Consider the following 19,403-nt stretch of genomic DNA (forward strand, 5'->3'; position numbering starts at 1 on the left):
TCAATGTTCATCCGACTGATGAATTTTAGTCGGCAGGCTCAAGATTCCGAGAGCCTATTTTTCTTTCCCTGGCGGTAGTTTACAAGTTAGTGACGCTTTACATAATTTATCATCACAAATCACATTATCATTAAAATGTACAGCATATACAATTTGTTGATATCAGATTTTAACAATTTTATATAAGGCATTTTTATCGTTATAATCTGAAAACTACCGCCAGCCCGGCAAGGCAAATCCTGTAAAATATACTCCGTATGTAACTGACAATCTCCTATGCTATAACTCCTCCGATCCCTCTGTTTATTTCTCCTGTCCTTATTTCTGCACAACTTCATCATATCCCTGCAGATGTTTATCCAGGCTCCATATCCTTAATTGTGGAAATGATACAACTTCAAAGCACGACGCTCATTATAATAACCAGGACAGCTTATAAGCCCTGCTTTAACGAATACATTTTTGGAGATTCCCTGACCACACCTGTCTTTGTGGCTGCCCAATAATAACCGTCACCGCAGTATGCTGAATGTGTCGTGTTCCGGGATCAGTCAAGGTTCTGTTTCAGATATGCCTCCACTCTTGTTTTTACATTTTCCCGCAGATTTTCATAATAAAAGTCATAATCATGGGCGTGCAGACTTTCCGGTCCGAATAAATCTGCCGGGGCATACTCCACATTCTTTGCTGTGCAGATAATTACGCCGCGCTCCGTATCCACCTGCGCGTCTGCAACTCCATGTATGATTTCATATTCTCCTGTCTCTTTGTTCAGAATACGGCTTCCCAGATTTTCCTCAAATCCGGCGCAGGTATCGTCCCGCTTCCAGTTAATGGGGTTTATACTGATGGCTCCCGGTTCCACAACCAGATTATACTGTCCTTTGTTTCCCGCTCCTTCCGTATTCCAGGATACAATTACACCCGTATCGTCAGCACATTCAGCAAATTTTAGATACGGATGTTCTTCCAGAAACGTTTCGGTAATGGAAAATCCGATGGGATATGCCGCAACCATACGCTCATAATATTCCGGATGCGCCTGCATATATTCTCCAAGGACAATTTTTGTCATTATGGAACCCTGAGAGTGCCCTGCAAGAATAAAAGGTCTGCCTTCGTTATAATGTTCAAAATAATAATCCAAAGCGGCATATATGTCTGTGCGCTGTTCCAATTCTTGATATTCTTCCAGTTCTCCCTGGCTTAAATCTGCAACATGATAAATATTACTCTGCCGGTAGAACGGGGCAAACACATTGGTAGATTCCTCATAGACCGTTCCCTGATTCTCGTAAATAGCCCTGGCTCTATCCCGCATCTGCTGATTATCAATATCACAGATTGGTTTTGCATTTTCCGAGTCATCCAGATAGCTGGTGGGATAAAGATAAATGGTATCAACTTCATGGGTAATTTCCGGAATTTTCATCCAGTTTTCTGTTCTGGAATAATCTGACGGTGTCCCTGCCAGATCTGTAATTTCAAAAGAAGCTGGCTTTTTCTCTGTTTCCTCTGCCGTTTCTTTTTCCACATCCGCAGGCCGGTCCCCTCTGCTGCAGGCTGCGGCGCCGCACAGCAGAATACAGGCCGCCAGGACAAATATCTGATTTCTAAATACGGAAATCTTCATATTTTTTTTCATAAATGTGTTCCTCCTGATAAAATAATTCTGAGATCCCCAGAATCAAAAACAAAGACATAGAACCTCAAATTATCATGATTTTATAGGCATTATAGCAGTTCCAAATCCGAAATTCTATAAAGTGGGATATTTTATGATTGTTTAGGGATAAAATCTCTCAAGAAAATGTGTTATGGAACAAGCTGCTTGCGGAGGAAAGCTTTACCGATGCGGCTGACGATGTTTTTAGCAAAGCAGCCACGCGCCAATCAGGCTGCTTATCAATGATTTTTAGCGCAAAAGAAAAAGGCATGTGCCCGCCCCGCATATGCCTTTTATCTTTCTGATTATATCGGACGCTGTCTCCTTGCGCCCTTCTGAACACGTTCTAAGCCCTGCAGTCGATGGACAAAAGTCCCAGGGAGTCGCTGCCTGTCTGCACGATTCGGGCCTCTACGGATTCCCGTGTAATGCCGTCCAGCACGCTCTCGTCAAAATCCATCCCCGGCTGCCAGCCCGGATTGCTGGCGCGCACCGCCTCATACATGGCTTTATTGTACTGCCGCTCATACTGGCCCAGAGTCCAGGTGGCTGTCAGGCGATCCTGCTTGGGGATGCTCCGCTGGTAAGCGGCGAAAACCTCGCTCCGCTGGGTGGTATCCCCATTGGCAATGCCCTTTTCCTGGATGAATTCCCGCTTTACCATGTCGAACATGCTCTGCCTTCCTTCCTCTGACACCTCCACAATCTTATGCCATTCGGAAGGATCCTTTCCTGTGATATCCATCCCGGCAATCCCATGGGAATTGTACAGATCCCCGTCCTCATCAAAATTTTTCCGGAAGTTGGCGATAATCCTGGGATCATTCTTGCAGAAATATCCCGGCGCTACCTCCACCATACCCGGAGAAGAACTTCCCGGGGACGCTTTGGATCCCAAAATCCCGAAAATATCGGCAGCGCCCGTCCGCTTCTTTCCGTTAAGGCTCTGGAGCATCCGCAGGATGGACTGATAATTCTGTAACCCATTGTCTTCAATACGCATAATCGCTTCTCCTTTCTGCCGCCGCATCCGGATACAGGCCGTTTCCTCTGCCGTATCAGGCAGGCTGCTGTATTTTTTGTAACCGTTCAGATAAGCTCTGAACGGTTACGTATTTCTTCTAAGGATTATATCGTCAGAAAATGGAATTATATTACAATGTACTCCCGAAATCTCTCTGCGCCTGCCTTAAAGCGTGTCCGGGCAATCATTTCCGGCATCTGCGCGCCCCGCAATCGCCTCCCACGCCTCGTCGTCAATCTCCTCTGAGCGGAACAGCTTTCTTTTATCCGCGTCTGTGATGGCGCGTATCACGCGGCAGGGATTTCCCGCCGCGAGCGACCAGGCAGGGATATCCTTTGTGACCACGCTGCCGGCCCCGATCACCGCATTATCCCCGATGTGGACGCCCGGGCAGATGACGACATTGCCGCCGAGCCAGACATTGTTCCCAATCGTGACTTCTTTTCCGTACTCATACAGGGAATTGCGGCTTACCGGGTGGATCGGGTGGCCGGCGGTATAGATCGCCACGTTGGGGGCGAACTGGCAGTTATCGCCGATCTTCACCTTTGCCACATCAAGGATTGTGCAGTTATAGTTGATAAACACATTTTTTCCCATCTCGATATGAGAACCGTAATCACAGTAAAACGGCGGGTTGATAAACGCCCCCTCCGACGCGCCCAGGAGATCCTTTACGGCCTCTGCAATGCCGTCGAAATCCGAGCGGTCCATGAAATTCAGTTTCTGCAGCTTTCTCCGGCATATCTTCTGTTCTTCCATGATCGCGCCGTCGGAAATATAGGCCATCTGTGCGTCTCTGCGTTCTTTATTTGTCATCGTTTCTCCTCGCTTTCTTATAGGTTCTCTGTATTGCTGTAATTGTTTAAAGTACCCCCGAACGGCTGTGAATTGTTCTATTTTACCATGAACCGCTATTTCCTGCCATAACAATTTATGCCGCCTGGCGCTGGCGTACAGCTTCTTATACCGGCTTTCATCCCCCTGCTTCCTGGCATCCTCCAGAAGGAAGATGTAGATATCTGTCAGGTCGTCTTTACACCGGTCTTTCCCCTGCTCCGCCACCTGGCGGGCCTTTTCACTGTCTCCCTGTTCCTGATAATACCGCATCAAAGCTGTGTACGTTCCACTCTCCTGTCTTGCTCATGGCCCCGGGGCTCTTTATGTGGTAATTATATTAGCCGGAATGTCCGTAAACAAGGTTTTTCAACTCTCTTTCCGGATCCTGCATACCAGAACCCTCCTGTTTTCATCCTTCTGCGCCTCTTCATCTGTATCGCCGAAATCCTCTGTCCGATAACTGCTTATATACCCGATCTTCGCTAAATTTTCAACCAGCTCCCGGTTATACTCCGTATCACACAACCGTTCCTCATGCCTGCGGCTCCGGTCAGCCAGTTCTTGATATTCCGGGCCGAGCTGACGTAAATATTCCGCAAGCTCATATAAAGTAAAAATCGTTATCTGGTTCAGGAATAGCTCATATCGATCCGCCTCCCCCAGCGCGTCCCATGCCCTGCGAAATGCCGTTTTGGAAATACAGGCCCGGGTTTTGCACAGGAATGAAGCTACTGTTTTCGTATATTCTCTTGATGCGTATTTTTCAATAAAAAACACTTTTTCGCTGTCATCCAGTTTGTCATATTCCACAAGGGCATCCAAATCGTTCATTCCTGCCGTATATTCGCCCGGATGCTCCATCACCTGCTCTTTATTGACCGCGAGCGCCAATGGATACAGGCGCGGATAAAAGGTTCTGAGCTCGTCTGCCATTTTCCGTGAGAAATCCATGTATTGGTGTTCCAGCAAAATGCGCATATGGCCTTGCGGAATCTGCTCGATTGAAACAGACGGCTCGATTCCTGGCGCGGCGCGGATATACGCCTCAAAGCACGCGTCCTCCAAATCAGACGTCAGAATCCCCTCTGTAAGGGAAGGCTCCCACTCCGGCGGGAATGGCTGCGCCAGGAGCGTTTCCGTATGCTGTTCCAGAAACGAGGCAAACGGCTTTGTCACCCCAAAGCACTGTCCGTATAAAAGCAGGTTTTCCCAGGAAGGCGTCAGCTTACTGCAGTCCATCCAGGTATCCCAGATCTCCCGCAGGGTTTCCTGATCCTCCGAATACCGACAGGGCCTGCATCTGTCAAGGCTGTCCAGCACAACATCTTCCTTTCTGATAACCTGTAAAATATGTTGCGTGCTCCGGGTCTTTTCAATGATTTGAAGCACAGCGTCAAGGCTCTCCTTTGTATTTTCCTCATTTCCGAGCACGATATCACGGACATACGCGTCAAACTCCGTATCAATGCGCTCTGACAGCGGCCCATATCCCAGCCGCAGGACAGCCGTATAATTGCTTTTCAAAACAGCGTCCATGTCGTCAAATTCCCGCCATTCAAAAATCCCCTGAAGAATGGGCATTGTTATTTGATAATGCCCGTTCTCAAAAATCCACTCGACTAACTCCTCTTCCGTATTTCTGATATCCAGATCGGCAAAGCAAACGCCGCATTCCTCAATGATCGCTTTGGTGCGTTTGGCGGAAACAGAATACAGCTTCATCAGCATATCGTTTCCGTGTTCTTCAAAATAGCCTTTTATACTCCCATGCGCATTCAGGCCCTTAATGATTTCAGGTGAAACATGATTGCAGATGCAGACAAAATATGACTCTTTTTTCTCTTTCGATATGGATGGATTCTGATAAATAAAATCCCAAAACCCATGCCAATATTCGCACAGCACCGCGGTAAATGTATCCCTGTTCTGGGAATGGCCCCAAAATCCGTCTATAAACTCCCAGCTTTTCCCGCTTCCATCCGACAACTGGCGGAATAACGCCTGAAACTTTTCATCCCTTCTGCTTTCATCGCCATATATTATGAGCGGATTCATGAAATACTCCATCAAATCAAAATTATAGATTTCCTTTTGCTCAAATTCATAGGGCAGCAATCGTTTGATTACACGCTCACACTCCCATAATGGATGCGTAAATGACAGCGCCTCATGATTCCGCACGCTCAGGATAAAGTTCATTTCAACGCTTGAAATACTGTGCGGATAAAAATACGTCATATAGTTTTGGTATGTTTCATCCAGAAGCCCGTTGCGCAGCAAAAAGACAGCCAGTTTGTGACCGCAGATATGTTCCGGAAACACATCTTCCGGCCGCTCTGTTTGGAGCAGTTCCTTTAATGTCATTCGGTCAAGGCGGTTTATTAAAATGTCCGTATCCTCTATCTGTCTTTGAACCTCCCGCCTGTGCTCTGGTATCGACAGCAAAATGTTCCGGCACCGTTTGATATAATCCCTTGGGCCTGTAAAATCAGACCGGCCGTCGAAATTCCTGGCTCTTTTAAGTCCGCCGTCAGCAGGCTGGTAAGAGACTTCTCCTTCTGCCCGCAGCTCTTTCACATCAAACTCATCGTCCATGATTTCATTAACATCAAATTTCTTTTCATTTGTCTGAAATGATAAAAAACTTCCTGCCTCACCGGCCATATAAAACAGCATAACCGTTTTCACTTCTCTCAGAGTCCTCAAAGCATCCGTATCCGCGGCCTCTATCCGCCCGGCAAGCGCCTGCCTCTCCGCTTTTAGGCTCTCCCGTTTTTCCCTGATAAAGATCTGCTTTCTCTCAAACGCCTCTTTGATAATCCCCCTCCCGGCCTGCAGGTCAGCAAAATCCTTTGGATGCATATTTTTAAAAACTATCATTGAAAACATCGTCTGATCAGACAGTTCCAGGTATGTTTCCTCCTGCAAGGTCACCTTATAAACGATAAATTCATTATATATGTTGTTGAGGATTCTCATATCGTCAATAAAAGGCGCAATCAAATTCACATATTCCTCTGAAAGGCTGATGCGGCGCTCTGTCATGTTGTCTTTTTCTATCCGTTCTAACAAAATATCTCCTGAATTAACAGCGCTCATGACAGGAATCACAGGCAGGATAAAATCAAAAAACTTGGCCCGGTCCTTGTTGGAAAAAATATCGTCCCTCACGGCATAGACAAACACGATCCTTTTGCGGATCGCCTCATAACCGTTCAGTATGGTGTTTAATTCGCGCAGCCTGACAAAGATTTCAGGGCTCTCAAACCGGTCTAAATCTTCTATGAAAACGACATTGTACTTCGTCGCCTCAAAAAAATATACGATCTCGTCCAGATTCCTGTTAAAAACAGAATCCGCTTCTGCTTTATCAATCTCCGCCTCGCCTTTGCCGGCTAAGCTGATTTTTTTCAGATGAATCCGGGACAGGAGAAGCCATATGGAACGAGAAACAAGCCATGTCAGACAGAACAGGACGAGCACGCCCAGGCAGCGCGCCTTATGTTCGGCCATATTCAGATTTCCCGCCGCATTTTTCACGGCCGTGTCGAATGTACTCCGCACATTTGGCGTCAGAAACACACTGCACAGGCCGGCCAGGAGGGCGAAGAAAATGACGCTGACAACAACCTTGATAAAACGGATGGTCTGCAGCTTTCTGTAACGGCTGCGCGGTATCCTTTTATGCCTGACCTTATAGAATAATTGCTTTACGATAGCTGTCTCCAGCGCTTCCTCGTCGTAGCCCGCCGCGCTGCCGCTCCCCCCGCCCCCTTTTTCAGCGCAGGAAAAATTTGCCAGTGAAAGGCTTATATACTTTAATTCCGAATGTCTTTTGATATAGGAGTGAATAATGCTGCTCTTACCGGAGCCATAGGGGCCGGCAAGCGCGATATTATGGATATGCGGGTTGTTGAATGCCCAGTCAAGCGCAGAAACGTATTCCTCATTGTTTTCCAGGCAATCAGCCGGCGCTAAATCCTTATATTTATATTTAGGGCTTCTTCTTGCTGCCATAACAAGCCACTCGCCCCTTATCATTTTAAAAAGCATTTGCAAACCCAATGCAATAAACAGAAGCGGCATAGATATACAGCGGGGCAGGCGAACTATCATTTTCAGAATTTTTCGTTTGTTTTTTTGTTTTATCGTTTCCTTCTTCATCTGTATTTCCCAAAAACGCGTTTGAAGCATACTTCAGAATCACCGCAGACGCCGCCCTGCCGCAGACCTCCTCCTTCGCGCGCCCCGGATCCTCCTCCAGTTCACTGAGAAGGGGCAGCCAGGGGGTGACATAGATGCGCTTATCCCGCAGCAGGGCCTCCTCCCGGATCCGCTACGGCGTTTTTGATGTTTTCCATTTGCCAAATACGCCCATTTACGCTTCTCCTCTCTTCCCCCATACCATCATCACCGCCAGCAAAAGCGCGACTGCCAGAACAACGGACAAAGGGCTCCCGGTAAAGCCGGCAAAGAGAAATGCCGCAAATGCGATCGCCCCGTTCACGCAGGCATAGGGAAGCTGGGTCTTCACATGGTCAACCAGGTCGCACTCCGCCCCTGTGGAGGAGAGGATGGTGGTATCGGAAATCGGCGAACAGTGATCCCCGAACAATCCCCCTGACAAAACCGCTCCTACCGCGATGGCATACGGGATCCCGAACGCATGGGCCATGGGGATCGCGAGCGGCATCATGATCGCAAAGGTTCCCCACGAGCTTCCCGTGGAAAACGAGACAAACGCCCCGAAGATAAAGATCGCCGCGGGCACCAGGCCGGCGGAGAAATTCAGGCTCTTTAATCCGTTTACAATAAAATCCGCTGTGCCGAGCGCGCTGATCATGCTGCCAAGTGACCAGGCCAGCACCAGCGTCACTGCCACGTCCGTCATGCCTTTCATCCCGTCAACGTAAATTTTGAACGTATCACGGAACGTTTTCACCTTAAAGAAGCCAATCAGGACCATCAAAACAAGGGCACCGTAAAAATAGCCCATGGTCAGCGCCACGCGGAAGGCGTTTCCATCCACCTTTGCAAACGGAAATCCCAGCGGCGCCAGCGTGATAAAAAGTGTTGCAAACACCACGATAATCGGCCCGATCACCATAATCGGCCTTGCATTGGAGGTTTTATAGAGCGTTTCCCCCTTTCCGGGCTCTTTCTACGGTTCCTCCTCAAACGAATACTCCCGCAGAGCCGCCGCTTTCTCCGCTTTTTTCATCTGCGAAAAATCCTTTTTTGTAAAAGCCACGAGCGGGATCATGATAATGGCCAGAATCGCGTAGATCTGGAACGGGATCGCCGCCACAAACGTGCTGTAATCTGACTGGGACACCTGCAGGTTTTCAAACTCCGCCTGAATCAGCCCCATAATATACACGCCCCAGCCGATAAACGGGATCAGGATCGCCACCGGCGACGAGGTGGAATCCAGAATCCAGGCCAGCTTTTCCCTGGAAATCTTCAGCTTGTCAAACAGGGGCCTGAAAACCGGGCCCACCAGAAGGGGCGTCCCCAGATCTGAGAAGAAAATCAAAATCCCTCCCAGCCAGGCGCAGAGCTGGGCCTTTAAGCTGGTATTTACATATTTATACACACTTTTGCTGAACGCCTGCGCCCCGCCCGACTTCTCCATCAGCTTGATGAAGCCGCCGATAAAAATGACCAGCACGATCACACCGGCATTGTAGGAATCCGTGAGCTGGACAAAAAAGTAATCGCCTATGATGGATTTTGTGGCCAGAAACGGGTTTCCCCCCGCAAAGATCAAAGTTCCCACAAATCCGCCGCAAAACAGCGACAAAATGACATTCCTGCTCATAATTGCCATGCCGACGGCCACGATCGGCGGCAGCAGGCTAAAAAAACCATAATCCATTGTTCTCTCCCCCTGTGAATATTTTCTTCTCACTATCATACGGATTATTTTAGTATTCGTCAATTACTTTTTTAATAATTATGCATGAATATGAATTTTTTGTTACAGTTTGCGGGGCAATGGTATTTAGTTAAGCGGACGATTGCGGGATGTTGTTTATCGTGTGGAGGCCGCGTAACAGTTCAGATAGGTCTGCGCACCTGCTGCGCTGACCGTACGAAAACGTGGCGGCAGCAGGCATCTGCCCTATCGCGAAGCGATTTTCATGGGCAGATGCCGTAACAGTTCAGGTTGTCTGAACTGTTACGAGGCCGCCGAAAATGTTTATAAGAATTTCCATGTACAACTTTACTTTTTCCCCCGCCTCATCTATAATAATAACTAATGCCCGCGCGGCGCCTATATCAGACAGAAACGGAGTACCAAAACTCATGAAATACTTTGAAAAACACCCCATGCTTCTTTTGGCCGTCGGAATCCTGGGGCTTTCCATGTCGGCGGTCCTTGTACGCTATTCAGACGCGCCGTCAGCGGTGACAGCGGCTTTCCGCATGTTCTGGACGGTTCTTTTGATGTCCCCCATGTTTCTTTTCAGCAGCCGCTACCGGAAGGAGCTCTCAGGCGTCAGCCGCAAAACCTTTCTTTTATGTATTGCCAGCGGGATCTGCCTTGCGCTGCATTTTATTATCTGGTTTGACTCTCTCAAATATACCTCTGTGGCCAGCGCCACGGCCATTGTGTGTACGGAGGTGGTGTGGGTGTCCTTGGGATACTGCCTTGTGCTCAAAGGAAAGCTGCAGCCCAAAGCGGTTCTGGCCATTGCCGTCACCTTGGCCGGAAGCGTCCTCATCGCCTGGTCGGATTCCGGCTCCGGGGGCGGCCATCTGCACGGCGATATCCTGGCCCTGTTTGCCGCTGTGGCCGTGGCGGTGTATACCCTGATCGGACGGGCCGCCAGGGCCGCCATCTCCACCACGGTCTATACATATCTGGTATATGTTGCCGCTGCCGCCGCGCTGGCCGCCATCGCCCTGCTGCAGGGATATTCCCTCGCAGGCTACGGGAGAAATGCTGTCGTGACGGGCTTTCTGCTGGCCCTGTTTTCCACGATTCTCGGCCACAGCATCTGCAGTTGGTGCCTGAAATATATTTCGCCTGCCTTTGTATCCGCCTCCAAGCTGTGCGAGCCGGTGATCGCCGCGGTACTTGCGTTCTTTCTCTTTCAGGAAGTTCCGAAAATCGCGCAAATCGCGGGAGGCGCGGTTATCATCGGCGGGGTGCTCTTCTATTCGAGGATTGAACATAATCAGCCGTGAGAAAACACAGGATCCTTCGGGGCGGCGCCGCCGCCCGCACTATTTCCGGACCACGCTGATCCGCTCGCGTATATGTCCTCCGCCTGCTATCTCATCTGCCATGGCAGCGGCAAAATCCGCATAGCTGATGATGCTTTCGCCCTTTTTATTCAATGTCAGCTCTTCCCCGCCAAGGATATATTCACCTGTGCGCGCCTTCCGCCTGAAAATCTGCGGCCGGACTAATGTAAGTCCACTTCACATCCGTTCTCTGGCGAAGCTCGGAAAGCGCTTTTATTTGGACGCTGCCGAGCGGTTTTCTCCCCGGGCCCCCTCACAATGAACCATAGCTCACATACATCTTGACTCCCCCATTGGCCATGAACAGCAACCAGATATTTTTGATATAAAGGATACGAACCAATCCCCATTGACACTTCCCCGCGCCCTGCTATAATAAATCTAAGGAACGGTCCCGAAATAACATCATTAGCCCGCAGGAGGTTTCTCGGAAATGCCGCTTAACAATCAGATGCAATTACAAACCGTCACAAACCACATTAGGAGGTATCATCATGACATCAAATCAGACACTGGATACCATCTTCAGCCGTTCCAGCTACCGAGGCGATTACAAGCCGGTTCCTGTTCCGCGCGGGGATCTCACGGCTATCATGAAGGCCGGTATGGCCGCCCCGTCCGGCTGCAACCGCCAGACCGCCTCGTTTATCGCGGTTGACGACGAACATCTGCTCAGTCAGATCCGGGCCATTTTCCCAAAACCATCCTGCCGGACCGCGCCTGCCATGATTCTCGTGTTCACGCAGGAGATTGCCAGCGTGGACGGGCATATTTACAATGTCCAGGACTACGGGGCCGCTATCCAGAACATGCTCCTGGCCATCAAATCCCTGGGCTATGAGACCTGCTGGTATGAGGGAAATGTCCGGCCGTGCGCCAAGGAGCTGGCCGCTCTCCTGCATGTGCCGGAGGAGCTTCGCCTCGTGTGCCTGCTTCCGGTCGGCATCCCGGTCAACGGCCCGGCGAAGGGCCCGGAAAAGAAGCCCTTTGAGGAGCGGGCCTGGTTTAACGGCTTTGGGAATAATGAAAGTCCCCTTGAATGTATTTGAACATGCCCTGTAAAACGGGAGTAACCGTTCAGATGACCTCTGAGCGGTTACTCCCGTTTTACAGGGCGCCGATCGCCTCTCTCACATTCCGCACGCCGAGGAGCTGAACTCCGGACGGGCGCTTCATTTTCTCTAAATTGACGGCGGGCAGGATGCAGCGCTCAAAGCCGAGCTTCACGGCCTCGTGAACCCGCTGCTCCGCCATGGAGACGGCCCTCACCTCGCCGGAAAGACCCACCTCGCCGAATATGACGGTCTTTTCATCTACCGGGCGATCCTTATAGCTGGAGATCAGCGCCATCACGATGGCGAGATCCAGGGCTGGCTCATTCATCTTAACGCCCCCGGCAATATTTACATATGCGTCAAATTGCCCCAGCTCGTAGCGGCACCGTTTTTCCAGGACGGCCATCAGCAGGTTGACCCTGTTGAAATCCGTCCCCGCCGCGGTGCGCCTGGGCATGCCGAAATTGGTGCGCGTCACCAGCGCCTGCACCTCCAGGAGAATGGGCCTTGTCCCCTCCAGGGAGCAGGCCGCGACCGCGCCGGAGGCCCCGTCCGGACGGCCCTCGAGCATAAATTCCGAGGGATTTTTCACTTCCTTAAGGCCCTCTTCCCGCATCTCAAACACGCCGATCTCATTCGTGGAGCCGAACCGGTTTTTAACGCCCCGCAGGATGCGGTACGACGCATGGCGGTCCCCCTCAAAATAGAGCACGGTATCCACCATGTGCTCCAGCACCCGGGGGCCTGCCACCACGCCCTCCTTGGTCACATGTCCCACGATGAAAATGGCCACGCCCTGTCCCTTGGCGATCTGCATCAGCACATTCGTACACTCGCGCACCTGGCTGACGCTGCCCGGCGCGGACGCGATCTCCTCCATATACATGGTCTGGATTGAGTCAATCACCACCAGATCCGGCGCATCCCGGCGTATCACCCCGCGGATCGCGTCCAGGTTGATCTCACACAAAAAAGAAAGCGGCCCGGCGACCTCCCCGATCCGCCCGGCGCGCATGCGGATCTGCTTTAAAGACTCCTCTCCGGAAATATAGAGCACCTTTTTCCCCTGCGCCGCCATGTTCCGGCACACCTGCAAGAGCAGCGTCGATTTCCCGATCCCCGGATCGCCCCCTACCAGGATCAGAGAGCCTGTCACCACGCCGGAGCCTAGGACGCGGTCCAGCTCGTCAAAACCCGTGGAGGAGCGATCCTCCTCGTCCAGCGGGATCTCGGAGAGCATCACCGGGCGCACGGCCCCTGCGTCCGCCCCGGACATAGTCCCCATCCCGCGTACGGCGCTTCCGCGGGCAGAGTTTTTGGGGGCTTTCGGCTCTTCCACCATCGTATTCCACGCCCGGCACGCCGGACACTGGCCCAGCCATTTCGCTGATTCATATCCGCATTCGCTGCAGAAGAAGGATGTGGTTTTTGCTTTGGCCATAGTATTCCTCTTTTCCTGTAATATAGAGAAACAGAGGCGAATCTGGTTTTGATCGCCTCCAGTCAATGACTGCTCTCTAAAATGAGTCGTGAAAGGGCCGCCAGAAACCTGTTGTCTATCCAACAGAACCTCGCTCTCGTTCAGTGAAAGCGCAGCATATCTGATTTGAAATCACCTCAGTTTATAAAAAGTGCATCTCATCTTGCCTCAATCCTGATGCTTGTCTCCACACCGCCTGACAGTTCCACGCTGAGGACAAGTTTTCCGCTTAAATTTGTCTTCATGTCTCCCACCGGAGAGCCGTCTACAAATACCTCGTATTCCCGATCGTTCTCCAACTGAATCGTGATCTGTGCATCCTGTCTGCCTTCAACTGTAAATGCCACGGTTGTATCTTCTACAGCAAAATGCTTTACCGTCGTCCCGGGAACCGATTCGTATACAAACATCCCGTTCCGCTCGAGTTTCGTGATCTCATGGAAGGTCTTAACCTTGTAGAGATCCCCCCTGTATTCAAAGTCCTGCAATTTAGACTTCTTTTCTAATTCAAAATTTCCAAAGCTGATTGTTCCGTCCTCTTCAATGCGGATTAATTCGCTTATTACAGACATGATCTTATCCTCCTGATAATCTTCTGTGTATATGTTTTGTACCGCGGTCTATACCTTATATAAGCACTGCGGCCGTTGTAATCGTTTTGCCATGCTCCTCTATTCAGGAAACAGATGCAAAAGGTGTAAACGCGGTGGATTCAGGACTTCATTTTAACATAATTTCGTTCAATAAGCCAGCATTTTTGTATTCCTTTCACTGGCAAACAGCATGGGGTACAGCTCACGGATTAATCAAGCTTCCGGCCGTCATCTCTTTAAACCTTTACCGCCTCAGCCTCCGCGCAATTCACAAACAACAGCTCCCCGTCCGCCTGCCTCACAAACACCTCATCCTCTTTTTTGATCCTCCCCTCCAAAAGCGCCTCCGACAATTTGTCCTCCAGCTCGCTCTGGATCGTCCGCCTCAGCGGCCTTGCCCCATACTTCTCGTCAAACCCTTTCTCCGCCAGATATTCCAGAGCGCTTTCCTCAACGGTCAGGCTGATCCCGACCTGTTCTCTCGTCCGGCTGACGATGGACTTTAACATCACGCCCGCGATCTCCCGGATATTTTCCTTATTTAACGGATGGAACACCATGATCTCGTCAATCCGGTTGATGAATTCCGGCTTAAACATGCGTTTGACCTCGTCCATCACCCGCTCCTTCATGAAGCGGTAATCCGAAGCCTCGTCCGCCTGCGAAGAAAAGCCCAGCCGCTTGGGGGACATGATATTTTCCGCCCCTGCGTTGGAAGTCATAATGAGAACCGTGTTTTTGAAATCAATCTTGCGCCCCTGGGCGTCCGTGATATGGCCGTCGTCCAGGATCTGCAAAAGGATATTAAACACATCGGGGTGAGCCTTCTCGATCTCGTCAAACAGGATCACCGAGTAAGGGCTCCTGCGCACCTTTTCGCTGAGCTGGCCGCCTTCATCGTAGCCGACGTAGCCCGGCGGGGAGCCGATCATCTTGGAAACGCTGTGCTTTTCCATATATTCAGACATATCCACGCGGATCATGGCGTTTTCCGTGCCGAAAAGCGCCTCGGAAAGCGCTTTGGAAAGCTCCGTCTTTCCCACTCCCGTGGGGCCTAAAAACAGGAAGGAGCCGATGGGACGCTTGGGATCCTTAAGGCCCACCCGGCCGCGCCGGATCGCCCGCGCCACGGCGGATACGGCCTCCTCCTGGCCGATCACCCGCTCATGCAGGATGCCTTCTAATTTCAGCAGGCGTTCCGATTCCTCCTGGGCGAGCTTGCGCACCGGGATTTTGGTCCAGTCTGATACAATGTCCGCGATCTCATTTTCCCCGAGGACAAGCTTTTTCTGCGTTTTTTCCTTCTGCCACTTTTCGCGGATCCGCTCGATCTTTTCACGGCGTTTCGTCTGTTTCTTCTTGATCTCGCCGGCCTTTTCGTATGCCTCGGACTTGATGGCCGCTTCTTTTTGCTGCTCCAGCTTTTTGATCTCCTCCTCCAGGCGGCCTATCTCTTCCGGCTCGGTGTAGACGCCCAGGCGGAGCTTGGAGGACGCCTCGTCCAGCAGATCGATGGCTTTGTCCGGCAGGAAGCGGTCGTTTATATAGCGGGCGGACAGGCGCACCGCGGCCTCGATCGCCTCTCTGGCGATCACGACCCGGTGGTGCTCCTCGTAGCGCTTTTTAAGGCCCTCCAGGATCTCAATGGATTCCTCCTCGGTGGGCTCTTCCACCATAACCGGCTGGAAGCGCCGCTCCAGGGCCGCGTCCTTTTCGATGTGCTTTCTGTACTCCTCTACGGTGGTCGCGCCGATGAGCTGAATCTCGCCGCGCGCCAGGGATGGCTTTAAGATATTGGCGGCGTCCAGCGCGCCCTCTGCGCCGCCGGCCCCGATGATCGTGTGGATCTCGTCCATAAACAAGAGAATTTCCCCGTCCTCCTTAACCTCTGAGACCACACGCTTGATCCGCTCTTCAAATTCGCCGCGGTATTTGGAGCCTGCCACCATGCCGGAGATGTCTAAATTGACCACGCGCTTTTTGGCGATCGTATCCGGGACATTGCCGGAGACAATGAGCTGGGCCAGGCCCTCGGCCACGGCGGTCTTGCCCACGCCCGGCTCCCCGATCAGGCAGGGATTGTTCTTCGTGCGGCGGCTTAAGATCTGGATCACGCGCTTCATCTCCGTCTCGCGGCCGATCACGGGATCGAGCTTCCCCTCCCTTGCAAGCTCTGTCAGATCGCGGCTGAAGGCGTCGAGGTTAGGGGTGTTCCCCCGCTCGCGCCGGATCCGCGCCGCCGCGTCCACCGGGCCGGACGGCGCGTCGTCCCCCATGGCTGCCATGAGGTCAATGTAGAGCTTCTGGATATTGACATTCATGGTGTTTAAGAGGCGCGAGGCCGTGCATTTCCCGTCCTTGATCATGGCGATCAGGATGTGCTCCGTGCCGATAAGCGGCGCTTTGAAAAAGACGGCCTCTTCATAGCTGGCCTGCAGGATGCTCCTGGCCCCGGGCGTGTACTCGGCCGGCCCCGCCAGGCGCGTGGGCATCGCGGGCGAAATCAGGCGCTCCATCAGCTCCAGAACCCGTTTTTCCTGCACGTCAAACCGCTCAAGTATGGCGGCCGCCACCCCAGTCCCCTCTTTGATCAGGCCCAGAAGCAGATGCTCGGTGCCGACATAGCCGTGTTCCAGCTCCTGCGCCGTGTCCACAGCCAGGCGGATGGCCTGCTGCGCTTTCTGTGTGAAACGATCGATCATTCGTTGTTGTCCTCCTGCTTACGTTTTAAATCCGGAAGAAGCCCGCGGATATAGCGCCCTCTGGCCACATCCAGCTCTTCCTTCCCCAGAGGCTTTTTGCACAGCTTCTGCAGATTCGCAGGCTGAATGCCAATCATGAGGCTGTAAATACTGATAAATTCTTCTGTCTCCAAAAGCCCGTCTGCGATGCCGGCCCGCAAATGGGACAAAAACGTCATCGCCTCCTTCATGGAGAGCTTGCGCGCATACTTGAGGATGCCGTAGGATTTGTAGACCTCATCCTCGCGTACCAGGCGGTTCTTTTTGAGCGACGCCTCCCGCACCTGCTTTTCCTGTTCGGAGAGCTGGCCGGCCACATTCATGACCAGCTCTAAAATCTCCTGCTCGCTCACGCCCAGGGTCTTCTGGTTGGAGACCTCGTACAGATCCCCGATATTGTCGCTTCCCCTGCCGAATACGCCGCGGACCGTGGTCCCGAACCGCCCCATATCGCTTAAAAGCTCCTGAAAACGGCGGCTGACGGACAGGGACGGCAGATGGATGACCACCGAGGCTTTGAGGGCCGTCCCCACATTCGTCGGGTACGAAGTGAGATACCCGTACTTTGTGTTATACGCATAGGAAATCTTTTCGTTCATGTAGTCGTCGAGCTTATCCGCCTCCTCATAGCAGCCCTTCAGATCAAAGCCCGGCGCAAGCACCTGCAGGCGGATATGGTCGTCTGCGTTTAAGACAAGGCTGACTTTCTCATCCTCGGAACAAAGGATCCCGCCCGGCGTCTTTTTTTCCATCAGCGTCCGGTTTAAAAGCCGCCGCTCCCCCATGGCCATGCGGTCCAGCTCCTCCATGGACTCCAGATCGCGGTAGGCGAACGCCCGCCCGTCCCTCTCGGGAAGATCGCCAAACGCCGCCCTTAAGCAGCCGATCATGCTGCGCGCCTCCTGGTTTCCCAGCCTGGAGGGGAATTTATACTCCTCCCAGTTCCTCGAAAGACGCACGCGGCTTAAGACAATGTTGGAATCGTCATTTTCTACCTCTTCAAACCATCTCGTCATTTTCCTGCTTCTCCCCTTTTAATGCCCGGATCCGGTCGCGGCACACCGCCGCCTCCTCATAATTCTCAACGCGCAGCGCTGCCCGTAGCTGCCTCTCGAGCTGGCTGACCTGCTCCTGCCCGGATAATTCCAGGCTGCCGTCCTTTGTGACCGCGGAAACGGCCTCGCGGGCCGGGCGCATCTTTGGCTGCTTTCCCGTGTGGCTGGCGTTTTCCTGCAGCTTTTTGATCTTTTCCCCGATCAGCAGGTCAAAGACGTGGTAGCAGTCCGCGCAGCCAAAGCGGCTGTTGGAAATGAATTCCTCATAGCTGGTCTTGCAGTTCGGGCAGACCACCTCCTCCGCCTTCTGCGGGCGCGACGCCGGGGACGAAAGGCCCAGCAGGCCGGATAAGAGCTTCCCCAGCGGAAATTCCCCGTCAAATATCGCTGAATACTGGCCGAAATCCATCTCCTGCGCACACTGCGAGCAGAGATTGTGCTCGGTCTTGACTCCGCCGATCACCTCTGTGTATTTGATATTCGCCTCGCGAATCCTGCACTTCTCACATATCATCTCATTTCTCCTCCATCCTTAACCCACGCGCCGGAGCGTTTAAAGCAGGCTCCGGAATGCGTTTCAATCGCGCTCTGGTACAGCGTTTCGTAGATACTCGTATACTAAGCGCCTGATATTTGTGTCAGTGCAAGGCGGAGGAAGGAGGCGATGCGGTGGCATCGTCGATTGAATCCAACGCGGCAATGGCGCAAATAGCGGGTGCTTAGTGTATGAGTATCTGCGAAATGCTGTACTAGTACATCGAATAATAAGTTTCTGACTCATGAGAACAGCCATAAATGTTGATAAATCAAGCCTTGCTGAAAACGAATGTATCAGGAACTTAATTTATGCTGTACTAGTACAGCATTTTTTTAATAACCGGACTATAAAAACACTATATCTGTAGGTGTTTTCGGCTATAATAAAGTCCAGTTAATTAGTGAACGATGTACTAGTACAGTGTTTCATTAATTTACGAGTAAAAAGTGCTTGATATTCGTGTCATCTGTGCGTCTGCGAAGCGACGGCGTAGTGGAGCCTACGGCTAGCTTCGCAGGCGTGCAGAGGGCGCGGATAGCGGGTGATGTTTACTCGCGAATTAATGCAATGCTGTACTAGCGGGAAAATGCGTCATATATCGAATCCACCAGGCTGTGGACTTCCTCGCGGGTGACGCGCTTGCAGATCCCCCTTGCCAGAAGCACGCTCATCTCCCGCTCCATCTCCTTGAGCATGCGCATCTTATCCGCATCCAGCGATATAACCGCGCCCCTGCGCCGGTCGAGCCTCACAAAGCCCTCCTGCTTTAATACAGAGTATGCCTTATTTACCGTATGCATGTTAATTCCGATATGATCCGCCAACTGGCGCACTGACGGCAGCGAATCTCCTTCATGGATCCGCTCCGTGGCAATCCCGATGATAATCTGGTTTCTGAGCTGAATATAAAGCGCCTCATCGCTGTTGAAGTCAATCTCTACAATCATAGTTCACCATCTTTCGTTCTTTCGTGTTGGGGAAATTGTTATAGATATTGTATAACACAGGAGAGGATTCGTCAACTGGGAAATTTCCGAAAATGGAGGGAGATGGCGAAGGGGCCGCCAGCGGAAAGTTTGCTATCCAACGGAACCCCGCTCCCGCTCGGAGAAAAGCGCAGCGGACGCTAAGCTCGAAAAGACCTCGCTAAGCGCCGG

At 51.8% G+C, this 19,403-nt stretch carries 13 protein-coding genes and 1 pseudogene; 2 read left to right on the top strand and 12 right to left on the bottom strand.

All coding sequences use genetic code 11. From position 1 onward, the window contains the following. Positions 1–547: 547 nt before the first annotated feature. From NFS31_RS23705 to NFS31_RS23730, 6 genes and pseudogenes are all read right to left on the bottom strand, one after another. Positions 548–1,645 carry a DUF3089 domain-containing protein gene (locus NFS31_RS23705; RefSeq protein ID WP_251500741.1) on the bottom strand — a complete coding sequence of 366 codons (1,098 nt, stop codon included), beginning with the start codon at positions 1,643–1,645 and terminating at the stop codon, positions 548–550. Positions 1,646–2,012: 367 nt separating this feature from the next. Continuing rightward, positions 2,013–2,669, bottom strand: coding sequence for a DUF3879 family protein (locus NFS31_RS23710; protein ID WP_251500743.1), 657 nt, complete (start codon positions 2,667–2,669; stop codon positions 2,013–2,015). A gap of 186 nt (positions 2,670–2,855) precedes the next feature. Next, positions 2,856–3,800: a sugar O-acetyltransferase gene (locus NFS31_RS23715; RefSeq protein WP_331482847.1), complete on the bottom strand. Its 945-nt coding sequence runs from the start codon at positions 3,798–3,800 to the stop codon at positions 2,856–2,858. A gap of 96 nt (positions 3,801–3,896) precedes the next feature. Beyond that, positions 3,897–7,547, bottom strand: coding sequence for a YobI family P-loop NTPase (locus NFS31_RS23720; protein ID WP_251500746.1), 3,651 nt, complete (start codon positions 7,545–7,547; stop codon positions 3,897–3,899). A gap of 25 nt (positions 7,548–7,572) precedes the next feature. Then, positions 7,573–7,737, bottom strand: coding sequence for a hypothetical protein (locus NFS31_RS23725; protein ID WP_251500748.1), 165 nt, complete (start codon positions 7,735–7,737; stop codon positions 7,573–7,575). A 171-nt stretch (positions 7,738–7,908) separates the two neighbouring features. Next, a pseudogene (locus tag NFS31_RS23730) lies at positions 7,909–9,447 on the bottom strand (Na+/H+ antiporter NhaC family protein). A 392-nt stretch (positions 9,448–9,839) separates the two neighbouring features. On the opposite strand from NFS31_RS23730, the gene NFS31_RS23735 reads away from it, so the two are divergent. Both NFS31_RS23735 and NFS31_RS23745 read left to right on the top strand, forming a co-directional pair. Then, positions 9,840–10,724: a DMT family transporter gene (locus NFS31_RS23735; RefSeq protein WP_251500752.1), complete on the top strand. Its 885-nt coding sequence runs from the start codon at positions 9,840–9,842 to the stop codon at positions 10,722–10,724. A 554-nt stretch (positions 10,725–11,278) separates the two neighbouring features. Beyond that, positions 11,279–11,833, top strand: a complete 555-nt coding sequence (locus NFS31_RS23745) for a nitroreductase family protein (protein ID WP_251500754.1) — start codon at positions 11,279–11,281, stop codon at positions 11,831–11,833. Between the two features lie 58 nt (positions 11,834–11,891). Here the strand turns inward: NFS31_RS23745 and radA are convergent, their stop codons facing one another. From radA to NFS31_RS23775, 6 genes are all read right to left on the bottom strand, one after another. Then, a complete protein-coding gene (gene radA / locus NFS31_RS23750; protein ID WP_251500757.1) occupies positions 11,892–13,280 on the bottom strand; it encodes a DNA repair protein RadA in 1,389 nt (462 codons plus the stop codon). A 197-nt stretch (positions 13,281–13,477) separates the two neighbouring features. Beyond that, positions 13,478–13,891: an endosialidase gene (locus tag NFS31_RS23755; RefSeq protein ID WP_251500760.1), complete on the bottom strand. Its 414-nt coding sequence runs from the start codon at positions 13,889–13,891 to the stop codon at positions 13,478–13,480. A gap of 257 nt (positions 13,892–14,148) precedes the next feature. Then, the gene (locus tag NFS31_RS23760) at positions 14,149–16,614 is read right to left on the bottom strand and encodes an ATP-dependent Clp protease ATP-binding subunit (RefSeq protein WP_251500763.1); all 2,466 of its coding nucleotides are present in this window, start codon (positions 16,612–16,614) and stop codon (positions 14,149–14,151) included. Beyond that, positions 16,611–17,669: an ATP--guanido phosphotransferase gene (locus NFS31_RS23765; RefSeq protein ID WP_251500765.1), complete on the bottom strand. Its 1,059-nt coding sequence runs from the start codon at positions 17,667–17,669 to the stop codon at positions 16,611–16,613. Before NFS31_RS23765 ends, NFS31_RS23760 begins: the two co-directional genes overlap by 4 nt. Then, the gene (locus tag NFS31_RS23770; protein WP_251500767.1) at positions 17,653–18,222 is read right to left on the bottom strand and encodes a UvrB/UvrC motif-containing protein; all 570 of its coding nucleotides are present in this window, start codon (positions 18,220–18,222) and stop codon (positions 17,653–17,655) included. Before NFS31_RS23770 ends, NFS31_RS23765 begins: the two co-directional genes overlap by 17 nt. Positions 18,223–18,821: 599 nt before the next feature. Next, positions 18,822–19,193 (bottom strand): GntR family transcriptional regulator, encoded by a 372-nt coding sequence (locus NFS31_RS23775; RefSeq protein WP_251500770.1) that lies wholly within the window; start codon positions 19,191–19,193, stop codon positions 18,822–18,824. Positions 19,194–19,403: the final 210 nt, after the last annotated feature.

The sequence above is a fragment of the Otoolea muris genome, assembly GCF_943193115.1.
Classification (GTDB): Bacteria; Bacillota; Clostridia; order Lachnospirales; family Lachnospiraceae; genus Otoolea; species Otoolea muris.

Bases quoted from the DNA above. Each gene is read 5' to 3' on its own strand.
- NFS31_RS23705 (WP_251500741.1), bottom strand. From the start codon at position 1,645: ATGAAAAAAAATATGAAGATTTCCGTATTTAGAAATCAGATATTTGTC.
- NFS31_RS23710 (WP_251500743.1), bottom strand. From the start codon at position 2,669: ATGCGTATTGAAGACAATGGGTTACAGAATTATCAGTCCATCCTGCGG.
- NFS31_RS23715 (WP_331482847.1), bottom strand. From the start codon at position 3,800: ATGCGGTATTATCAGGAACAGGGAGACAGTGAAAAGGCCCGCCAGGTG.
- NFS31_RS23720 (WP_251500746.1), bottom strand. From the start codon at position 7,547: ATGGCAGCAAGAAGAAGCCCTAAATATAAATATAAGGATTTAGCGCCG.
- NFS31_RS23735 (WP_251500752.1), top strand. From the start codon at position 9,840: ATGAAATACTTTGAAAAACACCCCATGCTTCTTTTGGCCGTCGGAATC.
- NFS31_RS23745 (WP_251500754.1), top strand. From the start codon at position 11,279: ATGACATCAAATCAGACACTGGATACCATCTTCAGCCGTTCCAGCTAC.
- radA (WP_251500757.1), bottom strand. From the start codon at position 13,280: ATGGCCAAAGCAAAAACCACATCCTTCTTCTGCAGCGAATGCGGATAT.
- NFS31_RS23755 (WP_251500760.1), bottom strand. From the start codon at position 13,891: ATGTCTGTAATAAGCGAATTAATCCGCATTGAAGAGGACGGAACAATC.
- NFS31_RS23760 (WP_251500763.1), bottom strand. From the start codon at position 16,614: ATGATCGATCGTTTCACACAGAAAGCGCAGCAGGCCATCCGCCTGGCT.
- NFS31_RS23765 (WP_251500765.1), bottom strand. From the start codon at position 17,669: ATGACGAGATGGTTTGAAGAGGTAGAAAATGACGATTCCAACATTGTC.
- NFS31_RS23770 (WP_251500767.1), bottom strand. From the start codon at position 18,222: ATGATATGTGAGAAGTGCAGGATTCGCGAGGCGAATATCAAATACACA.
- NFS31_RS23775 (WP_251500770.1), bottom strand. From the start codon at position 19,193: ATGATTGTAGAGATTGACTTCAACAGCGATGAGGCGCTTTATATTCAG.